The following is a 21,287-nucleotide window of genomic DNA, read 5'->3' on the forward strand; positions in this document are numbered from 1 at the left end:
GCGCGGCGGGACAGGAGGGTATGCCACATGGCTGCTGCAGTTGAGTTCGCCAAAAGTCCGGCCGAGGTCCTGAAGGTAGGGCCCGGTTTTTCGCTGGCAAGCGTCGATCCCCAATCCACTCCCGGGTACACCGGCGCCAAAGCGGACGGCAAGGCTTTGCTTGCCGCCCAGGACGAGCGTCTGGCCGAACTGCAGGAGCAGCTCTTCGCCGAGGGCAAGTTCGGGAGCCCCAAGAGGCTCCTGCTGATCCTGCAAGCCATGGATACGGCGGGCAAGGGCGGCATCGTGAGTCACGTGGTGGGTGCGATGGACCCACAAGGTGTTCACCTGGCCGCTTTCAAGGCGCCTACGGATGAGGAAAAGTCGCATGACTTCCTGTGGCGGATCGAGAAGCAGGTGCCGGCAGCTGGAATGGTGGGGGTTTTCGACCGCTCCCACTACGAGGACGTCCTGATCCACCGTGTGCATGCCTGGGCAGATGGCAAAGAGCTGGAGCGGCGGTATGCCGCCATCAACGACTTTGAGGCACGCCTGGCCGAGGAGGGGACCACTATCGTCAAGGTCATGCTCAACATCAGCAAGGACGAGCAGAAAGAGCGTCTCATAGCCCGGCTGGACGATCCCGCCAAGCACTGGAAGTACAGCCGGGGCGACCTCGCCGAACGCGCCTACTGGGACGACTACATGGCGGCCTACAGCATCGCCTTTGAGAAGACCTCAACGGATGTGGCGCCATGGCATGTGGTGCCGGCAAACAAGAAGTGGTACGCAAGGATCGCTGTTCAACAGCTGCTGCTGGATGCCTTGGAAGGCCTGGATTTGAAGTGGCCCAAGGCCGATTTCGACGTTGCTGCCGAACGTGCGCTCGTGGCGGAATCCTAGGGATTACGACTGCTGGCCGGCTCCCGGGGCCGTGCCGGCGTCGTTTTCTGCGTCCCGGGCGGTGGCCAAGCGCTTGCGGGCGCCTTCCAGCCATTCCTCACAGCGTTTGGCGAGGGCCTCGCCGCGCTCCCAGAGGGCCAGGGATTCCTCGAGGCTGGCTCCTCCGGCCTCGAGCCGGCTGACCACGGCCACCAGTTGTTCGCGGGCTTCCTCGTAGCTCAAGGAGTCGAGTGATTCCGGCCCGCCGGGTGCTGGGTTGGTGTCGGTCATGATGTCCTTTACGTGTCTGTTGGGTGGTTGGCGGGCTCAGGGATCGAGGAGTTCCCCGTGCCCTGCGGAGAGGGCTTTGAACCGTCCGTGGGCTACCCGAATGGCGAGTGCTGTTCCGTCCGGTGCCTCGTCAGGGCTGCTGACGACGTGGTGCCCTGTCTGGTCCTCGCCAATGAGCTGGACTACGGCATAGCCGCGGTCCAGTGTCTTCTGCGGTGACAGTGCGCGGACCTGGGCGCGGAGGTGGTGCACCTGATCCAAGGCGCGGACCACGGCTGTGCTGACCGCCGAGTGGGTCCTGCGTTGGAGCCTGTGAATGTCTTCCGCGCGGGCGTCCACCATGGAGGCTGGTGCCGCCAGGACGGGCCGGGATTTCAAGGAATGGAGCCTGTCAGTTTCCCGGTCCACCAGGCGGCTGATCCCACGGCGGAGGTGTTCCCTTGCTTGCCGGACCATGGCCAATTCTTCGGCGACATCCGGGACGATGCGTTTGGCGGCATCCGTGGGGGTAGATGCCCGGAGGTCCGCCACATCATCCAGGATGGGACGATCGGCTTCGTGTCCGATGGCGCTGACCACGGGCGTGGTGGCTGCCGATACAGCCCTGATCAGGTCCTCATTGCTGAACGGGAGTAGATCTTCCAAGGCCCCACCGCCGCGGGCGAGCACAATGACGTCCACATGCGGGTCAGCATCAAGCTTCTTCAAGGCGGCGATGATTTGGGAAACGGCTGTGTTGCCCTGGACAGCGACTTCGCGGACGTCGAAGTCAACTGCAGGCCATCTCAAGGCAGCGTTCCGCATGACGTCCTTCTTGGCGTCGGAGTCCCTGCCTGTGATCAAGCCAATGCGGTGGGGGAGCAGGGGCAGTTTCCGCTTCCGTGAGTCGGCGAACAAACCCTCTGCGGCCAGCGCCTGGCGCAGCCTCTCGATCCTTACCAGCAGGTCGCCCAGCCCCACCGGGCGGATGTCCTTGACCGACATGTTCAGGCGTCCCGTTTTGACCCAGAAGTCCGCCTTGACCAGTGCCACCACGCGGGATCCCCGTTCCAAAGGAATCTTCTGCCGGTCAAGCACCGTGGACCATACAGACGCGGGAAGGGAAATTTCGGCGTCGACATCCCGCAGTGTGAGGAAGGCGTTGCCGCCCCTGCGGTTCATTTCAATGACCTGGCCCTCGATCCACGCAGCCGGTGCGCGTTCGATATGGGCCTTGAGTTTGCGCGACAACAGCTGCAGTGGCCAGGGATTATCCGGGCTGGTTTCGGCAGCGGTCCCGGGAAGGGTTGATTTCGGCGTCGCTTCAGCGGACATGGCTGATCCTTACCTGTCCCGGTCGCTGCGGTTGTGGCTGCATTTCTTGTTGTCCTCGTTCAGGGGTGCGGCCTTGCATGCCGGCCGCCTTCCAACTCTATCCATAGCTTTATCCCCGGCCCCGACATTTTTCCTATCATGTGGACAGACCTAGGATGGTGGCACAGCCCCCAACCTCAAGGATGGCCTTGCGTACTTTTGTCTCAGTAGTGGGAGTGGTCCTCGCCGTGCTCCTCACGGCCGTCGCCGTTCCCACCGCGTGGGTGGACCAGAACATAGTCAAGGAAGAAGGGTTCGTCCGTATCGCCGGATCCTTGGGAAACGACTCCGGATTCCAAAGCAGGCTGGCCGCAGCGGCCGTGGGAACCTTTGAGTCCTCGGTGGACCTGCCGGACCCCATTCAGTCCCTGGCCGCCGACGCCCTGCGGAAAGCAACCTCGGGGATGCAGTCCTGGAGCGACTATCCGCAGGCTTGGGAGGATACAGTCCGGAAAAGTCACAAGCTCAACTTTGGAACGGTCAATCAACCGGAAGAGGCCGGTGCCAGCACGGCCTTGGTCCTGGACATCGGCCCCATGGTCAAGCTGATCCGTGACCACTTCGCCGAGGCCACCAAGATCCGTATTGATGTTCCGGAGCAGAGCCTGGTTTCCTTGGGGCAGCCCTCACACCGGCAACTTGTGGAGCGCGTTGCTGCCTTCGCTCCCTTGTGGTGGGTGCCGGCGCTTGGCGCTGTGGTCTCAGCCCTCCTGGCACTTGTTGCATCACGCCGGCGTTCACTGGTGATGGTGTTCCTTGGACTCGGCGGGTTGGCACTCGCTGCCCTCTGGTCTGCGGGGGCTGACCTGGCAGGGGGAGTGGTCGGGAACCTCGACAGTGCCAACGGCGTGGCGGAGTTGTTCAAGGACGAGTTCCTCACGGCAGCCAGGACCGGGTTCGGGCAATGGGTTCAGATCGCCCTGGTGGTTTCGGGTGCAGTTCTGGTGGTGGGCATCATCGCCGCAGTGCTGTCAGGGCGACAACGGTCACGTTCTGCCCGCAGCTAAAGGCCGGGCCGGTAGCATGGAAGCATGACCAGCACAGCAGTCTCCATTCCTATGCCCACGGTGCCCCGCAGACGGCGATCTCCGGAAGAGGTACAGGCGGCGGCCCCCGTTACGAGTCCCAAGAAGGTCCTGCTGGCAGCTCCGCGCGGCTACTGCGCCGGTGTTGACCGGGCGGTCATTGCTGTTGAGAAGGCCCTTGAGCACTACGGACCTCCGGTCTACGTCCGGAAACAGATCGTCCACAACGTCCACGTGGTCAGTTCCTTGGAAGAACAAGGCGCCATCTTTGTGGAGGAAACCGACGAGGTTCCCGAGGGCGCCCTGGTGATTTTCTCTGCGCACGGCGTTTCCCCAGCGGTAGTCCAGTCGGCTGAGGACCGTGGACTTCGCACCATCGATGCCACGTGCCCCTTGGTCACCAAGGTTCACCGTGAAGCTGTGCGGTTCGCCAAGGACGACTATGACATCCTGCTAATCGGCCACGAAGGCCATGAAGAGGTCGAAGGAACGGCCGGCGAAGCGCCCGAGCACATCCAGATCATCAACGGGCCGCACGAGGTCGATAAGGTCACCGTCCGCGACCCTGAGAAGACCATCTGGCTCTCGCAGACAACGCTCAGCGTGGACGAGACCATGGAAACTGTGCGCCTGTTAAAGGACCGGTTCCCAACGTTGCAGGATCCGCCCAGCGACGATATCTGCTACGCCACCACCAACCGTCAGGTGGCCATCAAGAAGATTGCTCCCCAGGCTGACCTGGTGATCGTGGTGGGTTCAGCAAACTCCTCCAATTCGGTGCGCCTGGTTGAAGTTGCCCTCGAATATGGAGCCAAGAGTTCGTATCGTGTGGACTTCGCCAACGAAGTGGACGAAGCATGGTTCGAGGGCGTGGCCACCGTTGGTGTCACGTCCGGTGCCTCGGTTCCGGAGGTCCTGGTGCAGGACGTCCTGCGACTGCTCGCCGACTACGGCTACGGCGAGGTGCAGGAAGTTGTTACGGCGGAGGAAGACCTCCTCTTCTCGCTGCCCAAGGAACTGCGGGCAACCCTCAAGAAGGCCGGCGATGTGAGCCGCGCACTCGGCGGCCGGGGAAACCGGCCTACGTCCTAGCGCCGGGCTCAATGGCTGCCGCCAACGCAGCTGGAACCAAACGTTGACCCGTAGCGGGCCGTCCACCGGGCGGCCCGCTACGGGTCTGTTCGATTAAGCTGCAGAGTCGTGGTCTTCCCTGTCTTCAAGCAGTTCAGGCGCTGCCAAGGCCCGGGGGACGGCTTCAACTGATGGCGAGGCTATGAGGCCAGCGTCGTCCATGGTGTTCAGTTTGCGGGCTGTCGGGAGGACTCGGGCCTCCAGGGTTCCCACCATGGCGTTGTAGCGATCCACCGATGTCTTAAGGGAGCTTCCCAGCTTGCTGACATTTTCGCCGAGGGTACCCATGCGCTCGTAGAGCTGCTTGGCGAGTTCGAAGAGCTCGTGGGCGCTGTCAGTAAGGACATCCTGCCGCCAGGTAAAGGCCACGGATTTGAGGACGGCCAGCAGTGTTCCGGGCGAGGCCAGCACCACGTTCCGGGACAAGGCATGCTCCAGCAGTGCGGGGTCTGCTTCAAGGGCAGATGCCAGGATGGATTCCGCCGGGAGGAAACAGATCACCAGCTCGGGGGAGTTCCCCGGAATATCCCAATACTTCTTGGCGGCCAAAGCATCAATGTGGGCCTTTAGTGCCTTGGCGTGCAGTGTCAGGAGCGTTTTGGAGTCCTGATTGCTGGCAGGGGTTACCGATTCTCCGAAGGACCCGTCGCCATGGAGCTGTTCCTGGGCGGCAAGGTAGGAACCCAGCGGGACCTTGGCATCCACCACCAGTTGCTTGCCTCCGGGCAGCTGAACGACGAGGTCCGGCCGCAGCGAGTTCTCGGTCTTGCCCGAATGCACCTGTTCGTGGAAGTCCACGTGCCGCAGCATCCCCGATGCCTCCACAACCCGACGGAGTTGGACTTCGCCCCACTGGCCGCGAGCACTGTTGGAACGGAGGGCTGAGGCCAGTGCGTGCGTTGACCTGAGGAGCTGTTCATCCGAAAGGCGTGCGTCCTGAAGCTGCTGGGCAAGCTGACCGTATTGCTCTACGCGGTCGCGTTCCAGCAAGGACACTTGCTGCTGCACCGCTGTCAGTTTCTCCGCGACGGGGGCGAGGGCACGCAGGACACTGCCATCGGAGTTCCTGGCCGCAGTCAGCTCGCGGTTCTGCGTAAACAAAAGCCGCCGCTCGGCGTCGGCGGCTGCCAACTGCGCCGTCACCTCTGAAAGCCGTGACGAAACGGCGTCGAAGTCTTCTTCCAACCCGGCGCCCCGGCGTCGGAACACAACATAGCCAGCGGCGAGACCCACCGCGGCACCAATCAGCAGCATCAGAAGTGCCAAAACCAATCCAAATCCATCCATGAGGCAACCCTGTCACAGGGGTACGACAGTTTTAGCGAGGCGCCCGGTACCGGCCCTGCCGGCAGACCTGGACAAGCGGGGAGGCGCTTCCAACGGGTAGAATCAATGCTCGTGGCTCTTACTATTGGCATCGTCGGACTGCCCAACGTCGGCAAATCAACCCTTTTCAACGCACTGACCCGCAACCAGGTGCTCGCTGCGAACTACCCGTTCGCTACGATCGAGCCCAACGTTGGCGTCGTGAATCTTCCGGACCCCCGGCTGGCCAAGCTGGCTGAGATCTTCGGTTCGCAGAAGTTGCTGCCCGCTCCGGTGTCCTTCGTGGACATCGCCGGCATCGTGAAGGGTGCGTCCGAGGGTGAGGGCCTGGGCAACAAGTTCCTGGCCAACATCCGCGAGGCCGAAGCCATCGCCCAGGTTGTCCGCGTCTTTGACGACCCCGACGTCATCCACGTCGACGGCAAGGTGGATCCGCGCTCGGACATGGAGACCATCAACACCGAGCTGATTCTGGCTGACCTTCAGACCATCGAAAACGCCATCCCGCGCATCGAAAAAGAAGTCAAGATCAAGAAGCGCGAAGCAGCGGAGCTGGCTGCCATCAAGGCCGCGCAGGCCGTGCTGGAACGTGGCGACACCATCTTCTCCTCCATCAAGAGCGACAAGCTCGAAATGGGCCACCTCAAGGAGCTGGGACTCCTGACGGCCAAGCCGTTCATCTACGTCTTCAACGCGGATGAGGGCATCCTTGGCGACCCCGCGAAGCAGGAGGAACTGCGTGCGCTCGTGGCCCCCGCCGACGCCGTCTTCCTGGACGCCAAGCTCGAATCCGACCTCGTGGAACTGGACGAGGAAGAAGCCCGCGAGATGCTGGAGATGAACGGCCAGTCCGAATCCGGCCTTGATCAGCTGGCACGCGTCGGTTTCCACACCCTGGGCCTGCAGACCTACCTCACGGCCGGTCCCAAGGAAACCCGTGCATGGACCATCCGGCAGGGCGATACTGCGCCCCAGGCCGCCGGCGTGATCCACTCGGACTTCCAGCGCGGATTCATCAAGGCCGAAGTCGTCTCCTTCGATGATCTCATTGATGCCGGTTCCATGGCCGAGGCAAAGGCCCGCGGCAAGGTCCGCATCGAAGGCAAAGAGTACGTGATGGCCGACGGCGATGTGGTGGAGTTCCGCTTCAACGTCTAGATTTTTATATGGAAGAGTGCCGCGCCAACTAAACGGAGGGCGGCATTTTTCATGGTGTTTTCCCGAGGCATTCCGCGCGATATGACAACGGCATGGGATGCGTCGGGCCATGGCATCATGAGCAGCATAAAAACAATAGGGGGAAATTGTTATGACCGAATCGAATCACCCACCTGCCGCGCATGGTGGTCCGCCGCAAAATACCGACCCGAACAATCCTGGGCCTTACAGCCCATCGACCCCTGACACGGAGAAGACCGGCCACAACGAGTCCGGGGCTAAGAATTCGGCGGTATCCACTCTTGCCACTTCTTTTGACTTCAAGACACTGATTCCCGGGGCCTTGGTGGGAGCTGTTTCCTATGTGGCCCTTCTCATCACGGCACTGCTCTTTCTGATTCTGGCTTTGATAGGTATAGCCGTTAGCAACGGCGGCAACACCGAAATACCGTCCAATTCGATGGTGTCGGGAGACAGCACAATGCCGTCCCTGTGGTCCCTGATGGGCCAATTAGCTGTTCAGTTGGTGGTCATGAGCCAGCTTGGCGCGCTTGGCTCGAGCATCGACGCGACCATCCCGTTCATCGGAAGTGTGCACGGATCGGCGTCATTCTTTGCTGTTCCACTCTTGCTGACGGCCATCTCGGGTGCGGTCCTGTTTTTTGCCGCACGGTTTTCAGCCAAGCGCTCCGCAGCTCGATCCACAGCCGGATTCTGGGTCGAGGCAGCGACAGCAGGCCTTGTCTTCACTCTCTTGGTCAATATCATCGGGGCGATATCGGCCGTAAACCTGCCAATTCCCAATGTGAAGATCAGCCCGATCGGAGCCGTGACCTTTGGCTCTGTGGCGTTTGCGCTGATCTTGGGAACTCTTGCTGCATATTTCGGGCGCGCGTCAGGTACCCCACGTGCCTCCGGCCGCAGTGGTCTGCGTGCTGCAATTGGCCGGGCCTTTGAAACTGTGGCCGTTCATTATGGTGTATTCCTCGCCATTGCGATTCCCGTTTTGGTAATTGCCATTGGCATCAAGTCCGGATGGCAGGCCTCGCTCTCATCGCCTTTGTGGGCGCCAACGGCAGGCTTTTTCATGTTCGGCTTGGGCCATCTGAGTGCCGTCAGCCGCACTTGGAGTTCCGGTTCAAGCATGTCCTCTTCGTCCAATTCTTCAGGTTCGGACATCAGCTTTGGATTTGGAAATGCACTCACCCAGTTCGGCGTCCCGGGATGGGCAGGGTGGTTGATGCTTCTGCTGGCGCTGATTTCCGTCGTGGTGGCTTCCGTCTTCTGGTACCTGCGGCGGGGACCGGTGGTGAGCACCAAGATCACCGACTGGGTGATGCTCCCTGCAGCCTTCCTCGTTGTTGGGACACTGATGACGTGGCTCACTGGCGTGACAGGGACGTTCGACGCCGGGTCTTTGGCTTCGGCCGCCGTCAGCATGACGCTGGCCTGGTGGACGCCGTTCTTCCTGTTGCTGTGGGGCGTCGCGACGGAAGTTTCGGCGCGCTATCTGGCACCTCAATTGTCCAGGTACGTCCCATTGCCCTTGGCTTACAAGATCGCTCCTGTCCAGCGAGCCGTTGGTGAACCGGTTGCCGGTGTATCCGTTGACGAACCAACCGGGACGGCTGCCGCTGGAGCCCACCCCGCACTGGCACCGAGAGAGCCCATGACCGCCCAGGCGAAGCGCAAGCTTGGCCTGATTTTGGGGGCAGCCGGTCTCGCCGTTGTACTGATTGTCGGTGGATTTATCGCTGTCGAGGTGATCAAGGGCAACAATGGACCCGACAAAGCCGTAGCCAACTACCTCCAGGCACTGCAGAGCGGCGAGGCGTCCAAAGCGATGGCCATCGCCGATCCCGGCGTTGCCAATGATCAGCGGGTTCTTCTCTCCGACGAGATCTATTCCAAGGCGGGCAAGCGCATCGACAGGTTCGACATCGTGTCGACGAATATCTCCGATGACAAAGCCACCGTGGTTGCCGATACGTACCAGGACGGCCGGAAACAGCAAACGACCTATCGTTTGCGTAAGTCCAACCCGGAGTTTTTGGATGACCACTGGGTTATGGAGTCTGCGCCTCCACGGAACCTGCGCATCTCCTCGGACACCCCAGTGAAGACGGTCTTGATCAACGGACAGTCAGTTGATGTCAACCTTTCCGACAGCCGCTCCGTTACCTACCCCGCGTGGCCCGGCGAGTACACGGTGGAGTTGCCTCCCTCGGAGAAATACCTGACGGCCCAGAAGCAGACGGCGACGGTGAGTATCGGCGCCGTTTCAACTTCATCTGTGGCCGACCTTAAGGTGGAAGCTTCCGAGGCCTTGAAGTCGGAGGTGATGGCCCAAATCGACGCCTATCTGGCTGAGTGCGTAAAGTCCACCGAGGCCAGGCCGGCCAACTGCCCGTTGGACAGCTACAGTTCATCGCGCTATACAAAGAACTTCCGCTGGGCACTCACCACCAAGCCCACGTTTGTTGTGAGCAAGGGCTACGGCACTTCGCCTTGGCGTGTCCGCACAGAGACTCCCGGTAAAGCGACCGTCACCTATGAAAAGGACAACTCCTATGGGTTCGGAACGTCGGATTGGAAAACCACAACGGACACCACCTCAGTGTCCCTGAGCGCCAATGTCAGCCTGGAAGATGGCAAAGTAAAGCTGTCATTCAACAATTACTAAGCCCGTGGAACCCTGGCGGTCTCTGACACGACAGAAGTTCCGCTTCAACGTCCAGTAAAGAGCCAAAGCCGGACCCGCATCCCATCAGGCCGTACGCCATGAAGTACCACCACTTCATGGCGTGCGGCCTTTGCTGTTGACCCGGGGCCGTGGCCGCGTGGTGTCTAGGAGCCGTTGGGCTTCTCGGCCGAGGTTTCATTCTCATCCGGGACGTCGTGGACCTTCTTGGGAATTTTTCCCTCGACGTCGGCCGGTACAGGAGGGTCCTTCTCTTCATCAGTAGACATGCGCCAAGCCTAATGGGCCCTCTGCGCACGGGTGATGCACGCCCAAAACTCCTCCTGTCCTGCTGTCAGACAGCGAATGCTACCACCGAGTAACGTTTGACTTGAAATTCCCGGCGTTTTAGGCATCTAGAGGTTGCGGAACGGTTACAGTTTGGCCAGCATGTTCCAACATCCGGACGCAATGTGGGTAGGCTTACACTCACATGTAGGCAACGTCACAGTAGGAAACTGTGCTGTGCCTGGGGGAAACCACGAACCTTCCCCTGCTCAACTCCCTGACTCATAGGAGGCGGAATGCGTTTCTCGCGCACTTCCAAAGCTCTAGGCGTAGCGGCGATCATCGCCCTCGCAGTGACCGGTTGCGGCGGCGGCGGCAACAACGACTCCGGCGCATCCGGAGGAAACCCCAACAAGGTCATCATCGCTGACGGTTCAGAACCGCAGCGGCCGCTGATGCCGGCGGACATCAACGAGGTCGGCGGAGGAAAGATCGCGACGTTGATCTTCTCCGGTCTCGTCAGCTACGACCCCTCCGGCAAGCCGGTTAACGAACTGGCTGAGTCCATTGAGGCGCCTGACGCGAAGAACTTCACCATCAAGATCAAGAAGGACCAGAAATTCACGAACGGCGAAGCCATTACGGCCAAGACGTTTGTTGACTCCTGGAACTATGGTGCCGCGGCAAAGAACGCTCAGCTGAGCGCAACGTTCTTTGAGAGCATCAAGGGCTACGACGAGACCAGCGCGAAAGGTTCAACGGTCGACACCATGTCGGGCCTGAAAGTTGTCGACGACACCACTTTCACTGTTGAGCTCAAGCAGCCCGAATCCGACTGGCCGTTGCGACTTGGCTACACAGCCTTCATGCCGGTCCCTGCCGCAGCACTTGCAGATCCGAAGACCTACGGCGAAAAGCCTGTAGGCAACGGCCCGTACAAGATGGCCGAGAATGGCTGGCAGCACAACGTGCAGATCCAGCTCGTTCCGAACGCCGACTACAACGGTCCGCGCAAGGCAAAGAACGGTGGCGTGACGTTCAAGATTTTCCAGAACGATGATGCCGCGTACCAGGACCTCCTGGGCAACAACCTGGACATCCTCCAGACGATCCCGACCAGCGCCCTCGCGAACTTCAAGTCGGACCTCGGCGATCGCTTCATCGAGAAGCCGTACGCCGGCAACCAGACCATCGCCATCCCGGAATACCTCCCTGAGTGGAGCGGTGAAGCTGGCAAGCTGCGCCGCCAGGCGATCTCCATGGCCATGAACCGTGAAGAGATCACCAAGGTGATCTTCAGCGGTGGCCGCCAGCCCGCCAAGGACTTCACGGCTCCGGTTCTGGACGGCTACAGCGACAGCATCCCAGGTTCCGATAACCTCAAGTTCGACGCCGCCAAGGCCAAGGATCTCTGGGCCAAGGCAGACGCTATTCAGAAGTGGGACCCGAACACTGTCTTCACCATCGCGTACAACGCTGACAAGGGTGGCCACAAGGCATGGGTTGAGGCTGTTACCAACCAGCTGAAGAACAACCTCGGCATCAAGGCAGAGGGTCTCCCGTTCGCTACCTTCAAGGAAGCCCGCGACCTCGCAACGTCCGGTAAGTTGACCGGTTCAATCCGTGCAGGTTGGCAGGCAGACTACCCGTCGCTGTACAACTTCCTGGGACCGATCTACAAGACCGGTGCCGGATCGAACGATGCTCGTTACGAGAACCCGGCCTTTGACAAGGCCATCTCCGACGGCCTCTCCGCTCCTTCGGTTGCAGAGGGCAACAAGGCCATGAACAAGGCGCAGGAAATTCTCCTTCAGGACCTGCCGGCTATCCCGCTGTGGTACCAGGTGTCACAGGGTGGCTGGAGCACTGGCGTCACGAATGTTGACTACGGCTGGGACGGCGTCCCGCTGTACTACAACATCACTGGCAAGTAAATGACGATCGGCGGCGGGGGCGCTCATTGAGCGTTGCCGCCGCCGTATCGCGTTTCACATCAATGACGCCCAACTCCGGTTGGGCGTCCTTGTGCAGAGATCCTTGGACCTTGATCGGGAACTCCTGCACATCGAACGAAAAGGTTCTTCGATGAACAACTCCGCTGCACCCTTGGATCGGGTGCCCGTTGTCCGGGAGGTATCGCGGTAATGGCCACATACATCCTGAAACGATTCCTCCAGCTGATTCCCGTTTTCCTGGGGGCGACGCTCCTTGTGTACTTCCTGGTCTTCAGCCTCCCGGGTGACCCTATTGCTGCACTTTTTGGGGACAAACCCGTCAATGAAGCAGTTGCGGCGAAACTCAGGGCCCAATACAACCTTGACCAGCCGTTTATCGTTCAATACTTGCTCTACCTCAAGAGCATCTTTACTTTTGATCTCGGCCAAGACTTCTCCGGCCGCCCGATCGCTGCGGTCCTGGGTGAGGTGTTCCCGGTAACGGCCCGCTTGGCGATCATGGCGCTCATCTTTGAAGGCGTCTTCGGGATTGCTTTTGGTCTTATTGCTGGACTCCGTAAGGGGAAGCTTTTTGACGGAACTGTACTGATCGCCTCGCTGATCGTCATCGGTATTCCGATCTTCGTTCTCGGGTTCCTTCTTCAGTTTTTCATCGGCGTCCAATTGGGGTGGGCCAAACCTACCGTTAGTTCAGCCGCGACCGTTCAAGACCTCATCCTTCCTGCGATCGTCCTCGGTCTGGCGTCGTTCGCCTACGTCCTCCGGCTAACCAGGACCAGCGTCATAGAGAACATGAATGCTGATTACGTTCGGACAGCCACGGCCAAAGGGCTCTCACGCTTTCGAGTCGTCAACGTACACATCCTGCGAAATTCCTTGATCCCGGTCGTCACGTTCCTTGGTGCCGACCTGGGCGCCCTTATGGGTGGTGCCATCGTTACCGAGGGCATTTTCAATGTTCCCGGTGTTGGCAACAGGTTGTACCGGGCAGTTCTCTCCGGGGAAGGACCTACCGTGGTATCCATCGTCACAGTTTTGGTCCTTGTTTACTGTGTCTCGAACCTGATTGTTGACCTTCTGTATGCCTGGCTTGACCCGAGGATCCGCTATGACTCCTGATAACAACCTGACGGGGCAGGGTACAGCCCCGCGTCACATCGAGCACTTCGTTGCGGACCTCGAAGAGACGCCCCTGCAAGCGACCGACAAGGTGAAAGAGGACCAGGCGCCATCCAGCCTTTGGGGAGAGGCGTGGAAGAACCTGCGCAAGCAGCCGCTCTTCATTATTTCGGCCATCATGATTCTCGCCGTTGTCGTCGTCTCACTGTTTCCCGGTCTGTTCTCCCCGATTGACCCTTCCGGTGAAGCCTGCCAGCTGGCCAACTCAAACGGCGGACCAGTCAGTGGCCACCCTCTCGGCTTCAACAAGCAGGGCTGTGACGTCTATGCGCGCGTGATCTTCGGAACACGATCCTCTGTGACGGTCGGCCTGTTCACCACCCTGGGAGTAGTCGTTTTCGGTGGAACCGTTGGTGCACTCGCTGGCTACTACGGTGGTTGGGCCGACGCACTGCTGGCTCGGCTGACTGACATCTTCTTTGCCCTGCCGCTGATCCTCGGCGCAATTGTCATGATGCAGCTCCCCGTTTTCCGTGCCAACCGGACTGTCTGGACGCTTATTCTCATTTTGATCACTTTCGGGTGGCCGCAAATTGCGCGCATCACCAGGGGCGCCGTTATCGAGGTACGAAACGCGGACTTCGTGATGGCGGCCAGGTCCTTGGGCGTTTCGCGCTTCCGGTCTTTGCTCCGCCATGTGCTGCCCAACTCTCTGGCTCCAATCATCGTGGTGGCCACCATCTCACTGGGTACCTTCATCGTGGCAGAATCCACCCTGTCGTTCCTCGGCATCGGTCTCCCACCGAGCGTGATGTCGTGGGGCAACGACATCCAGGCAGCACAGGCATCGTTGCGCTCCAACCCCATGCCGTTGCTGTACCCGGCAATCGCTCTTTCGATTACTGTCTTGAGTTTCATCATGCTGGGCGATGCCCTCCGTGATGCCCTGGACCCGAAAGCGCGCAAACGATGAAAGGCCAAGCAATGAACTCTGCAGTTCACATCAAGGAAGAACCAGCTGGCTTTGATCGTCCGTTGCTGGAGATCAAGAATCTGGCCATCAACTTCGCCACCAGCAACGGTGAGGTGAACGCTGTTCGAAATGCGCACTTCACCGTCATGCCCGGTGAAACGGTGGCGATTGTGGGAGAGTCCGGTTCGGGCAAGTCGACGTCGGCTCTGGCCGCCATTGGTCTGTTGCCGGGCAACGGACGCGTAGCCGCCGGAGAGATCCTTTTCGACGGTGAGGACATTGCCCACGCCAGCGAAAAGCGGATGATTGAGCTCCGCGGAAACTCCATCGGTATGGTTCCGCAGGACCCCATGTCCAACCTGAATCCTGTATGGAAGATCGGTTTTCAGGTCAAGGAGACGTTGAAGGCCAATGGTCTTCCTTCCGGACCGGACGATGTCGCCAAGGTGTTGTCCGAGGCTGGACTCCCGGATGCCTCACGACGGGCCAAGCAGTACCCGCACGAGTTCTCGGGTGGTATGCGCCAGCGCGCGCTCATCGCAATCGGCCTCTCCTGCCAGCCGCGTCTGCTGATCGCGGATGAACCCACGTCTGCCCTGGACGTGACAGTCCAGCGCCAGATCCTGGATCACTTGGACAAGATGACTTCGGAACTGGGTACCGCCGTACTGCTGATCACCCACGACCTCGGCCTTGCCGCCGAGCGTGCCAACAAGGTAGTGGTGATGTACAAGGGACAAGTCGTGGAGGCCGGTCCGTCGCTGGAGCTGCTCCGCAACCCGAGGCACCCCTACACCAAGCGTTTGGTTTCGTCTGCGCCGTCTCTGGCTTCACGACGAATCCAGGTTGCGAAGGAACAGGGCATCGAGTCTGATGAGCTATTGGCTCCCTCCGAGCCGGTCACGGTCGAGAAGGCGCTTCCCGAGGAAGTCCTCAAGGTGGAGAACCTCACCAAGGTCTTCAAGCTGCGTGGAGGCATTGGCAAGACTACGGATTTCAAGGCTGTGGACTCAGTGTCCTTCTCCGTCAAGCGCGGCACCACCACGGCGATCGTGGGGGAGTCCGGCTCCGGCAAGTCCACTGTGGCACAGATGGTGCTCAACCTATTGGAGCCGACGTCCGGCAAGATCATTTTCGATGGCGTGGACACGTCCACGTTGAACAGTAAGGATCTGTTCAAGTTCCGCCGAAGGGTGCAGCCGATCTTCCAGGACCCCTACGGTTCCTTGGACCCGATGTACAACATCTTCCGGACCATCGAAGAGCCGCTGCGGACCCACAAGATCGGGACCAAAGCCAGCCGCGAGAAGAAGGTACGCGAGTTGCTGGACCAAGTTGCCTTGCCGCAGTCCACCATGCGCCGGTACCCGAATGAACTTTCGGGGGGCCAGCGTCAGCGGATTGCCATCGCGCGCGCACTCGCTCTGGACCCTGAAGTGATTATTTGCGATGAGGCCGTATCCGCGCTGGACGTTCTCGTCCAGGCCCAGGTGCTGAACCTGTTGGCTGACCTCCAGGACAACCTGGGCCTGACCTACTTGTTCATCACCCACGACCTTGCTGTGGTCCGACAGATCGCTGACCACGTCTGCGTTATGCAGAAGGGCAAGCTGGTGGAGACGGGCAGCACGGACGACGTCTTCGACAACCCGCGGGAGGCCTACACACAGGCACTGCTGGACGCCATTCCCGGCGGCTCTTTGCTGCTTCCTCCCGAGGTGGCCTGACCGGCGTCGTAGTTTTTCAACGCCCGGACAGCAGAAGAGCCGGTGGTTCCCGAAAGGAACCACCGGCTCTCGCCGTTTAAGGGTCCGTTTGCCTACTTAGCTGGCTGGGCGCCGTCAGGGCGGGCCGTGAGGCCCAACGCGGTCAGTTCCCGCGCCAGGGCAACGCCCAGCTTTGCGTGCCCGGTGGGCCTCAAGTGCACGCCGTCCTGAAGGTCCCCAATGGCGTCGTAGCGTGTCAGCCAATCGCCGGCGCTGACGAAGGGAATACCATGCTTGGCGGCGATCCGGCCCAGGAGTGTGTCCACTTCCGTGCGGCGACCGCCACCGTTGCTGATGCCGCGCGAGAGGGTACCGATCATGGCGAGGCGCGAGCCCGGGTAACGGGTTTCCAGGGCGGCGATCAATCGCTCGGCGTTGCTGGTGATCTGCGCATCCGTGGCACGCTGGGTGGCATCGTTACCGCCGCCTTCCACCACAATCAGGGGCGGTTCGCCGTAGGGAAGAATCCAGTCCCCGCGTTGCAGGGCGTCGATGTAGTTCCCGGTCTTACCGTTGGTTGCCACGTATCCGGTACCGCCCATGCCCACAACATGCAGTTTGTATCCGAGGGCAGCGATGCCTTGCTGCGGCCAGGAACCTGCCGGCATGGCCTGTGAGTCGCCAATCAGCACGGCGGTGTGGCGGACGTCGGCCAGGACCAGTTCGTTGCGGTTGTTCGTCGGGTTTTTGTAGATGGAGCCGGCCGGGAGGTTCAGGGCGCTGGGCGCAGGAGCCACCCTCAGGGGCTTATCCGACGCCGCCGTCTGGGCGGGCGCGGGCGCGACGGATGAAGAGGGGGCACTGTTGGGCACTGGGCTTGGTCCGCAACCGACCACGAGGACGCCGACGGCGATCAATGGTGCGATCATGCGGAACACGGCCGAAGATTGACGCATTGATTGGTCTCCGTGGGGCACTGGTTCTGCTGCAATCATGGGGCACCCGGCCGGTAAAATCCAGCATCTTGACTTGTGTTTACGAACACGTGACCTGCTGTGACCGCCGCCACAATCCATGGGCTGATGGCTTGCTTTTTAGGCTCAGAAATGCATCTGCGTTTAGACTGGATGCAGGTGCCCTGTGTCCCGGGGTCTTTTCGCTGTGTGTTCCGATCAAGTGATCAGGTATGCGCGCGGATACAAACAGCTGACTTCACCACTGAATCGAGTCATTACCGCATGTCTGAAACCATCACCAACACTGCGTCGCGGAGCGATCTGCGCAACGTCGCGATCGTCGCACACGTTGACCACGGTAAGACCACCCTGGTCGACGCCATGCTCAAGCAGACCAACTCCTTCGCTTCCCACGGTGAGGTTGAGGACCGCGTCATGGACTCCGGTGACCTGGAGCGCGAAAAGGGCATCACCATCCTCGCGAAGAACACCACGGTTGCCTACAACGGCCCGTCGTCCAACGGCGAGACCATCACCATCAACGTGATCGACACCCCCGGCCACGCGGACTTCGGTGGCGAGGTGGAGCGCGGCCTGTCCATGGTTGACGGCGTCGTCCTTCTGGTTGACTCTTCCGAGGGACCCCTGCCCCAGACCCGCTTCGTCCTCCGCAAGGCCCTTGCCGCACACCTGCCGGTCATCCTCCTGGTCAACAAGACCGACCGGCCTGACGCCCGCATCGACGAGGTTGTCCATGAGTCCATGGACCTGCTCCTTGGCCTGGCTTCGGACCTCGCGGACGAAGTTCCGGACCTCGACCTCGACAAGGTTCTTGAAGTTCCCGTTGTTTACGCCGCCGCCAAGGTTGGCCGCGCTTCCTTGGACCAGCCGGCCAACGGCTCGGCCCCGGAGAACGAGGACCTTGAGCCCCTGTTCAAGACCATCATCGAGCACATCCCCGCTCCCACGTACAACCCGGAGGGCGTGCTGCAGGCACACGTGACCAACCTGGACGCATCGCCGTTCCTTGGCCGCCTCGCCCTGCTCCGTATCTACAACGGCACGCTCCGCAAGGGCCAGACCGTTGCTTGGGCACGCGCCAATGGTGAGCTCAAGAACGTCAAGATCACCGAACTGCTGGCCACCAAGGCACTCACCCGCGTTCCGGCCGAAGAAGCCGGTCCGGGTGAAATCGTTGCAGTCGCAGGTATCGAGGACATCACCATTGGTGAAACCCTCACGGATGCCGAGAACCCGCAGCCGCTGCCGCTCATCACGGTGGACGATCCCGCGATCTCCATGACCATCGGGATCAACACCTCGCCGCTTGCCGGCAAGGTCAAGGGTGCCAAGGTCACCGCCCGCCAGGTGAAGGACCGCCTGGACAAGGAACTCATCGGTAACGTCTCCATCAAGGTTCTTCCCACCGAGCGTCCCGACGCCTGGGAAGTCCAGGGTCGTGGCGAGCTCGCCCTGGCCATCCTGGTGGAGCAGATGCGTCGCGAAGGCTTCGAGCTGACCGTCGGCAAGCCGCAGGTTGTTACCAAGACCATCGACGGCAAGCTCCACGAGCCGATGGAACACATGACCATCGACGTGCCGGAAGAATACCTCGGTGCTGTCACCCAGCTCATGGCTGCCCGCAAGGGTCGCATGACCAACATGGCAAACCACGGCACCGGTTGGTGCCGCATGGAGTTCATCGTGCCTGCGCGTGGCCTCATCGGCTTCCGCACACGCTTCCTCACCGACACCCGCGGTGCCGGTATCGCTGCCTCCATCTCTGAAGGCTACGAGCCGTGGGCCGGCCCCATCGAATACCGCACCAACGGTTCGATGATCGCTGACCGTGCCGGTGTCGTGACGCCGTTCGCCATGATCAACCTGCAGGAGCGCGGTTCCTTCTTCGTGAAGCCCACCTCCGAGGTCTACGAGGGCATGATCGTGGGCGAGAACTCCCGCGCAGACGACATGGACGTCAACATCACCAAGGAAAAGAAGCTCACCAACATGCGTGCAGCTTCCTCTGACTCCTTCGAGAACCTGACGCCGCCGCGCGAGCTCACCCTTGAGGAATCCCTGGAATTCGCCCGTGAAGACGAGTGCGTTGAGGTGACCCCGGATGCCATCCGTATCCGCAAGGTCATCCTGGACTCCAACGAGCGCGCAAAGGCCAACCGCGCCCGCGCCAAGTCCTAGCGCCCACTGGTTCTGAACCGGTCCGGAACAGCTGAATGAAGAGGGGAGCCGCCAGTACGGTCCGTGGCATTGCTGCGGCCGTACCGGCGGCTCTTTTCGTTGCTGCGGCAGGAACTGCCCTGCACCGGCAGTCACTGTCCTGGTCCGGCGTCGAACTCCCATGGGGCGTTGCTGCCGCCTTGCTGCTGCTGGCCTCGGTCCAGTTGTGGCTTGCGGCGTGGTCCCGCTCCATTGTCCCGGCTGCGGTGGCAGGCGTGGTGGGCTATGCCGCCGTCGGCCTCTTGTCCTCTGCCGGCCCCGCCAAGCAGCTGGTGTTGGGCGACGCGGTGGGAAACGTCTGGGTCTTTGGGATCGGCGCAGTGACGCTGGTCATGCTTGTGGCGGCAAGCCGGCTTCGGGCTGTGAGGCCTGTCGCCGCGGCGGCGGTGGCGGAACCTCTTTCGCGGCGATGACCATCGCAAGGGGGATTTCGACGTCGGACGTCCGCGTCCGTACGGTGCAGCTGGTTTCGCTGGCGTCCAGCAGGTATCCCAAGGCGTCCGTGAGGCCTTCCTGGATCTTGTAGCGCACCACTACCCGAATGCCCGGTGTTGCGTTGAGCAGGAATTGTCGGGGAGGCAAGTGTGGCGGATTCACCGTTTCATACTAAGACGCGAGCTAGGTTGGCGTGATCGCACTGTTGGATAATAGGCTCAGAAGTTGAGTGCCCGGCATGATGCCGGCAGTATTACCCGGCCATCGCCGGGACAAACCGTGGAGAGGTCTGGGACGTGACGTACGTAATCGCGCAACCGTGTGTGGATGTCAAGGACAAGGCATGTATTGAAGAGTGCCCTGTCGACTGCATTTACGAAGGTGAGCGTTCCCTCTACATCCACCCTGACGAATGTGTCGACTGTGGTGCCTGCGAACCTGTGTGCCCGGTAGAGGCCATCTACTACGAGGATGACACCCCGGAAGAGTGGGCCGACTACTACAAGGCCAACGTCGAGTTCTTTGACGACCTCGGATCCCCGGGCGGCGCGGCCAAGATCGGGAACACCGGCAAGGACCACCCGTTCATCGCAGCCCTGCCTCCGCAGAACCAAGACCACTAGGACGGTTGCCAGGTGATTTCAGCGGCACCGGCTTTTGGCCTGAACCTGCCTGACTACCCTTGGGAAGCCATGGCGCCGTATGTCGCCAAGGCGGCCCAACACCCCGGCGGTGCGGTGAACCTGTCCATCGGAACGCCGGTGGATCCGACGCCCGGGCTGATCAGGGACGCGCTGGCCAACGCTGCGGACGCCCACGGTTATCCGACCGTCCACGGCACCGAGGCACTCCGCCAAGCGGTCGTGGACTGGTTTGCCGCCAGGCGCGGAGTGCCGGGCCTGGATCCGAAGGACGTCCTGCCGACAGTTGGTTCCAAGGAGCTTGTGGCCTGGCTGCCGTTCCTGCTCGGACTGACCGCCGGCGATGTCGTGGTCCGTCCTACTGTCGCCTACCCGACTTACGACATCGGCGCCTCGTTGGCAGGTGCCACAGCGGTTGCAGCCGATGACCTGGATGAATTGGATCCGGCCACCCGTGCGAAGGTCCGCCTCATCTGGATCAACTCCCCGGGGAACCCCACAGGCAGTGTCCGTGACGTTGAGTCGCTCCGCCGGATCGTTGGGCAGGCCCGCGAACTGGGTGCGGTGCTGGCTTCGGACGAATGCTACGCAGAATTGGGCTGGGGCGAATGGGATGCCCAACGCGGGGGAGAAGCTGTCCCCAGCATCCTGGACCCGCGCGTCACTGGCGGCTCCACGGATGGCCTGCTGTGTGTCTACTCCTTGAGCAAGCAATCCAACCTCGCCGGCTACCGGGCGGCCTTTGTTGCCGGTGACTCCGCAATCATCGCCAACCTGGTCAACAGCCGCAAGCATGCGGGCATGATTGTTCCCTTCCCGGTCCAGGAGGCAATGCGTGTCGCTTTGGGCGACGCCGGCCACGTCCTTGCGCAGAAGGATCTGTACAGGGGCCGACGCGAGCGGATTGTTCCTGCCCTCGAGAAATTCGGGCTGCAGATTCACCAGTCCAAGGCCGGGCTCTACCTGTGGTCCACGGCCGGCGAAGCCACATGGGACACCGTTTCCCGGTTCGCTGACCTCGGCATTGTGGTGGGCCCCGGGGTTTTCTACGGCGACGCCGGGAACGGGTTCATCCGGGTTGCCCTGACCGGCAGCGACGAGCGGATCGATGCCGCCGTCGAGAGGCTTGCTTCCAACGCATAACAATGCTG

The 21,287-nt window shown here is 61.1% G+C and carries 18 protein-coding genes; 13 read left to right on the forward strand and 5 right to left on the reverse strand.

Annotated features, from left to right (window positions below):
* Positions 1–27: 27 nt before the first annotated feature.
* Complete coding sequence (locus AB0N72_RS11025) at positions 28–882, forward strand: polyphosphate kinase 2 family protein (protein ID WP_363930451.1); 855 nt, start codon at positions 28–30, stop codon at positions 880–882.
* A 3-nt stretch (positions 883–885) separates the two neighbouring features.
* Here the strand turns inward: AB0N72_RS11025 and AB0N72_RS11030 are convergent, their stop codons facing one another.
* Positions 886–1,152 (reverse strand): exodeoxyribonuclease VII small subunit, encoded by a 267-nt coding sequence (locus AB0N72_RS11030; protein WP_363930452.1) that lies wholly within the window; start codon positions 1,150–1,152, stop codon positions 886–888.
* A gap of 36 nt (positions 1,153–1,188) precedes the next feature.
* A complete protein-coding gene (gene xseA, locus AB0N72_RS11035) occupies positions 1,189–2,466 on the reverse strand; it encodes an exodeoxyribonuclease VII large subunit (RefSeq protein WP_363930453.1) in 1,278 nt (425 codons plus the stop codon).
* Positions 2,467–2,648: 182 nt separating this feature from the next.
* On the opposite strand from xseA, the gene AB0N72_RS11040 reads away from it, so the two are divergent.
* Positions 2,649–3,512, forward strand: a complete 864-nt coding sequence (locus AB0N72_RS11040; RefSeq protein WP_363930758.1) for a hypothetical protein — start codon at positions 2,649–2,651, stop codon at positions 3,510–3,512.
* Between the two features lie 24 nt (positions 3,513–3,536).
* Entirely contained in the window at positions 3,537–4,622 is a 1,086-nt protein-coding gene (locus AB0N72_RS11045; protein ID WP_363930454.1) for a 4-hydroxy-3-methylbut-2-enyl diphosphate reductase, read from the forward strand.
* Positions 4,623–4,715: 93 nt separating this feature from the next.
* Here AB0N72_RS11045 and AB0N72_RS11050 read toward each other — a convergent pair whose 3' ends face one another.
* Positions 4,716–5,948: a DNA recombination protein RmuC gene (locus tag AB0N72_RS11050; RefSeq protein WP_363930455.1), complete on the reverse strand. Its 1,233-nt coding sequence runs from the start codon at positions 5,946–5,948 to the stop codon at positions 4,716–4,718.
* 111 nt (positions 5,949–6,059) lie between these two features.
* Between AB0N72_RS11050 and ychF the strand changes: the two genes are divergently transcribed.
* Positions 6,060–7,145: a redox-regulated ATPase YchF gene (ychF, locus tag AB0N72_RS11055; protein WP_363930456.1), complete on the forward strand. Its 1,086-nt coding sequence runs from the start codon at positions 6,060–6,062 to the stop codon at positions 7,143–7,145.
* 151 nt (positions 7,146–7,296) lie between these two features.
* Entirely contained in the window at positions 7,297–9,828 is a 2,532-nt protein-coding gene (locus tag AB0N72_RS11060; RefSeq protein ID WP_363930457.1) for a hypothetical protein, read from the forward strand.
* 164 nt (positions 9,829–9,992) lie between these two features.
* Here the strand turns inward: AB0N72_RS11060 and AB0N72_RS11065 are convergent, their stop codons facing one another.
* Positions 9,993–10,115 carry a hypothetical protein gene (locus AB0N72_RS11065; RefSeq protein ID WP_363930458.1) on the reverse strand — a complete coding sequence of 41 codons (123 nt, stop codon included), beginning with the start codon at positions 10,113–10,115 and terminating at the stop codon, positions 9,993–9,995.
* 294 nt (positions 10,116–10,409) lie between these two features.
* Here AB0N72_RS11065 and AB0N72_RS11070 point away from each other — a divergent pair, with 294 nt between their 5' ends.
* The 4 genes from AB0N72_RS11070 to AB0N72_RS11085 all read left to right on the forward strand — a co-directional run bounded on the left by AB0N72_RS11070 (position 10,410) and on the right by AB0N72_RS11085 (position 15,887).
* The gene (locus AB0N72_RS11070; RefSeq protein WP_363930459.1) at positions 10,410–12,047 is read left to right on the forward strand and encodes an ABC transporter substrate-binding protein; all 1,638 of its coding nucleotides are present in this window, start codon (positions 10,410–10,412) and stop codon (positions 12,045–12,047) included.
* A 210-nt stretch (positions 12,048–12,257) separates the two neighbouring features.
* Positions 12,258–13,187, forward strand: a complete 930-nt coding sequence (locus AB0N72_RS11075) for an ABC transporter permease (protein WP_363930460.1) — start codon at positions 12,258–12,260, stop codon at positions 13,185–13,187.
* Positions 13,177–14,160, forward strand: coding sequence for an ABC transporter permease (locus tag AB0N72_RS11080; protein WP_363930461.1), 984 nt, complete (start codon positions 13,177–13,179; stop codon positions 14,158–14,160). Before AB0N72_RS11075 ends, AB0N72_RS11080 begins: the two co-directional genes overlap by 11 nt.
* Positions 14,161–14,171: 11 nt before the next feature.
* Positions 14,172–15,887 (forward strand): ABC transporter ATP-binding protein, encoded by a 1,716-nt coding sequence (locus tag AB0N72_RS11085; RefSeq protein ID WP_363930462.1) that lies wholly within the window; start codon positions 14,172–14,174, stop codon positions 15,885–15,887.
* Positions 15,888–15,979: 92 nt separating this feature from the next.
* Here AB0N72_RS11085 and AB0N72_RS11090 read toward each other — a convergent pair whose 3' ends face one another.
* Positions 15,980–16,822: an SGNH/GDSL hydrolase family protein gene (locus AB0N72_RS11090; RefSeq protein ID WP_363930463.1), complete on the reverse strand. Its 843-nt coding sequence runs from the start codon at positions 16,820–16,822 to the stop codon at positions 15,980–15,982.
* Positions 16,823–17,104: 282 nt separating this feature from the next.
* On the opposite strand from AB0N72_RS11090, the gene typA reads away from it, so the two are divergent.
* From typA to dapC, 4 genes are all read left to right on the forward strand, one after another.
* Positions 17,105–19,021 (forward strand): translational GTPase TypA, encoded by a 1,917-nt coding sequence (gene typA, locus AB0N72_RS11095; protein ID WP_363930464.1) that lies wholly within the window; start codon positions 17,105–17,107, stop codon positions 19,019–19,021.
* Positions 19,022–19,056: 35 nt separating this feature from the next.
* A complete protein-coding gene (locus AB0N72_RS11100) occupies positions 19,057–19,473 on the forward strand; it encodes a hypothetical protein (RefSeq protein WP_363930465.1) in 417 nt (138 codons plus the stop codon).
* Positions 19,474–19,791: 318 nt separating this feature from the next.
* A complete protein-coding gene (gene fdxA, locus AB0N72_RS11105) occupies positions 19,792–20,118 on the forward strand; it encodes a ferredoxin (protein ID WP_018776555.1) in 327 nt (108 codons plus the stop codon).
* Between the two features lie 12 nt (positions 20,119–20,130).
* Positions 20,131–21,279, forward strand: coding sequence for a succinyldiaminopimelate transaminase (gene dapC, locus AB0N72_RS11110; protein WP_363930466.1), 1,149 nt, complete (start codon positions 20,131–20,133; stop codon positions 21,277–21,279).
* Positions 21,280–21,287: the final 8 nt, after the last annotated feature.

Origin of the sequence: Paenarthrobacter sp. NPDC089307, from assembly GCF_040685055.1 — a bacterium.
Taxonomy (GTDB): Bacteria; Actinomycetota; Actinomycetes; order Actinomycetales; family Micrococcaceae; genus Arthrobacter.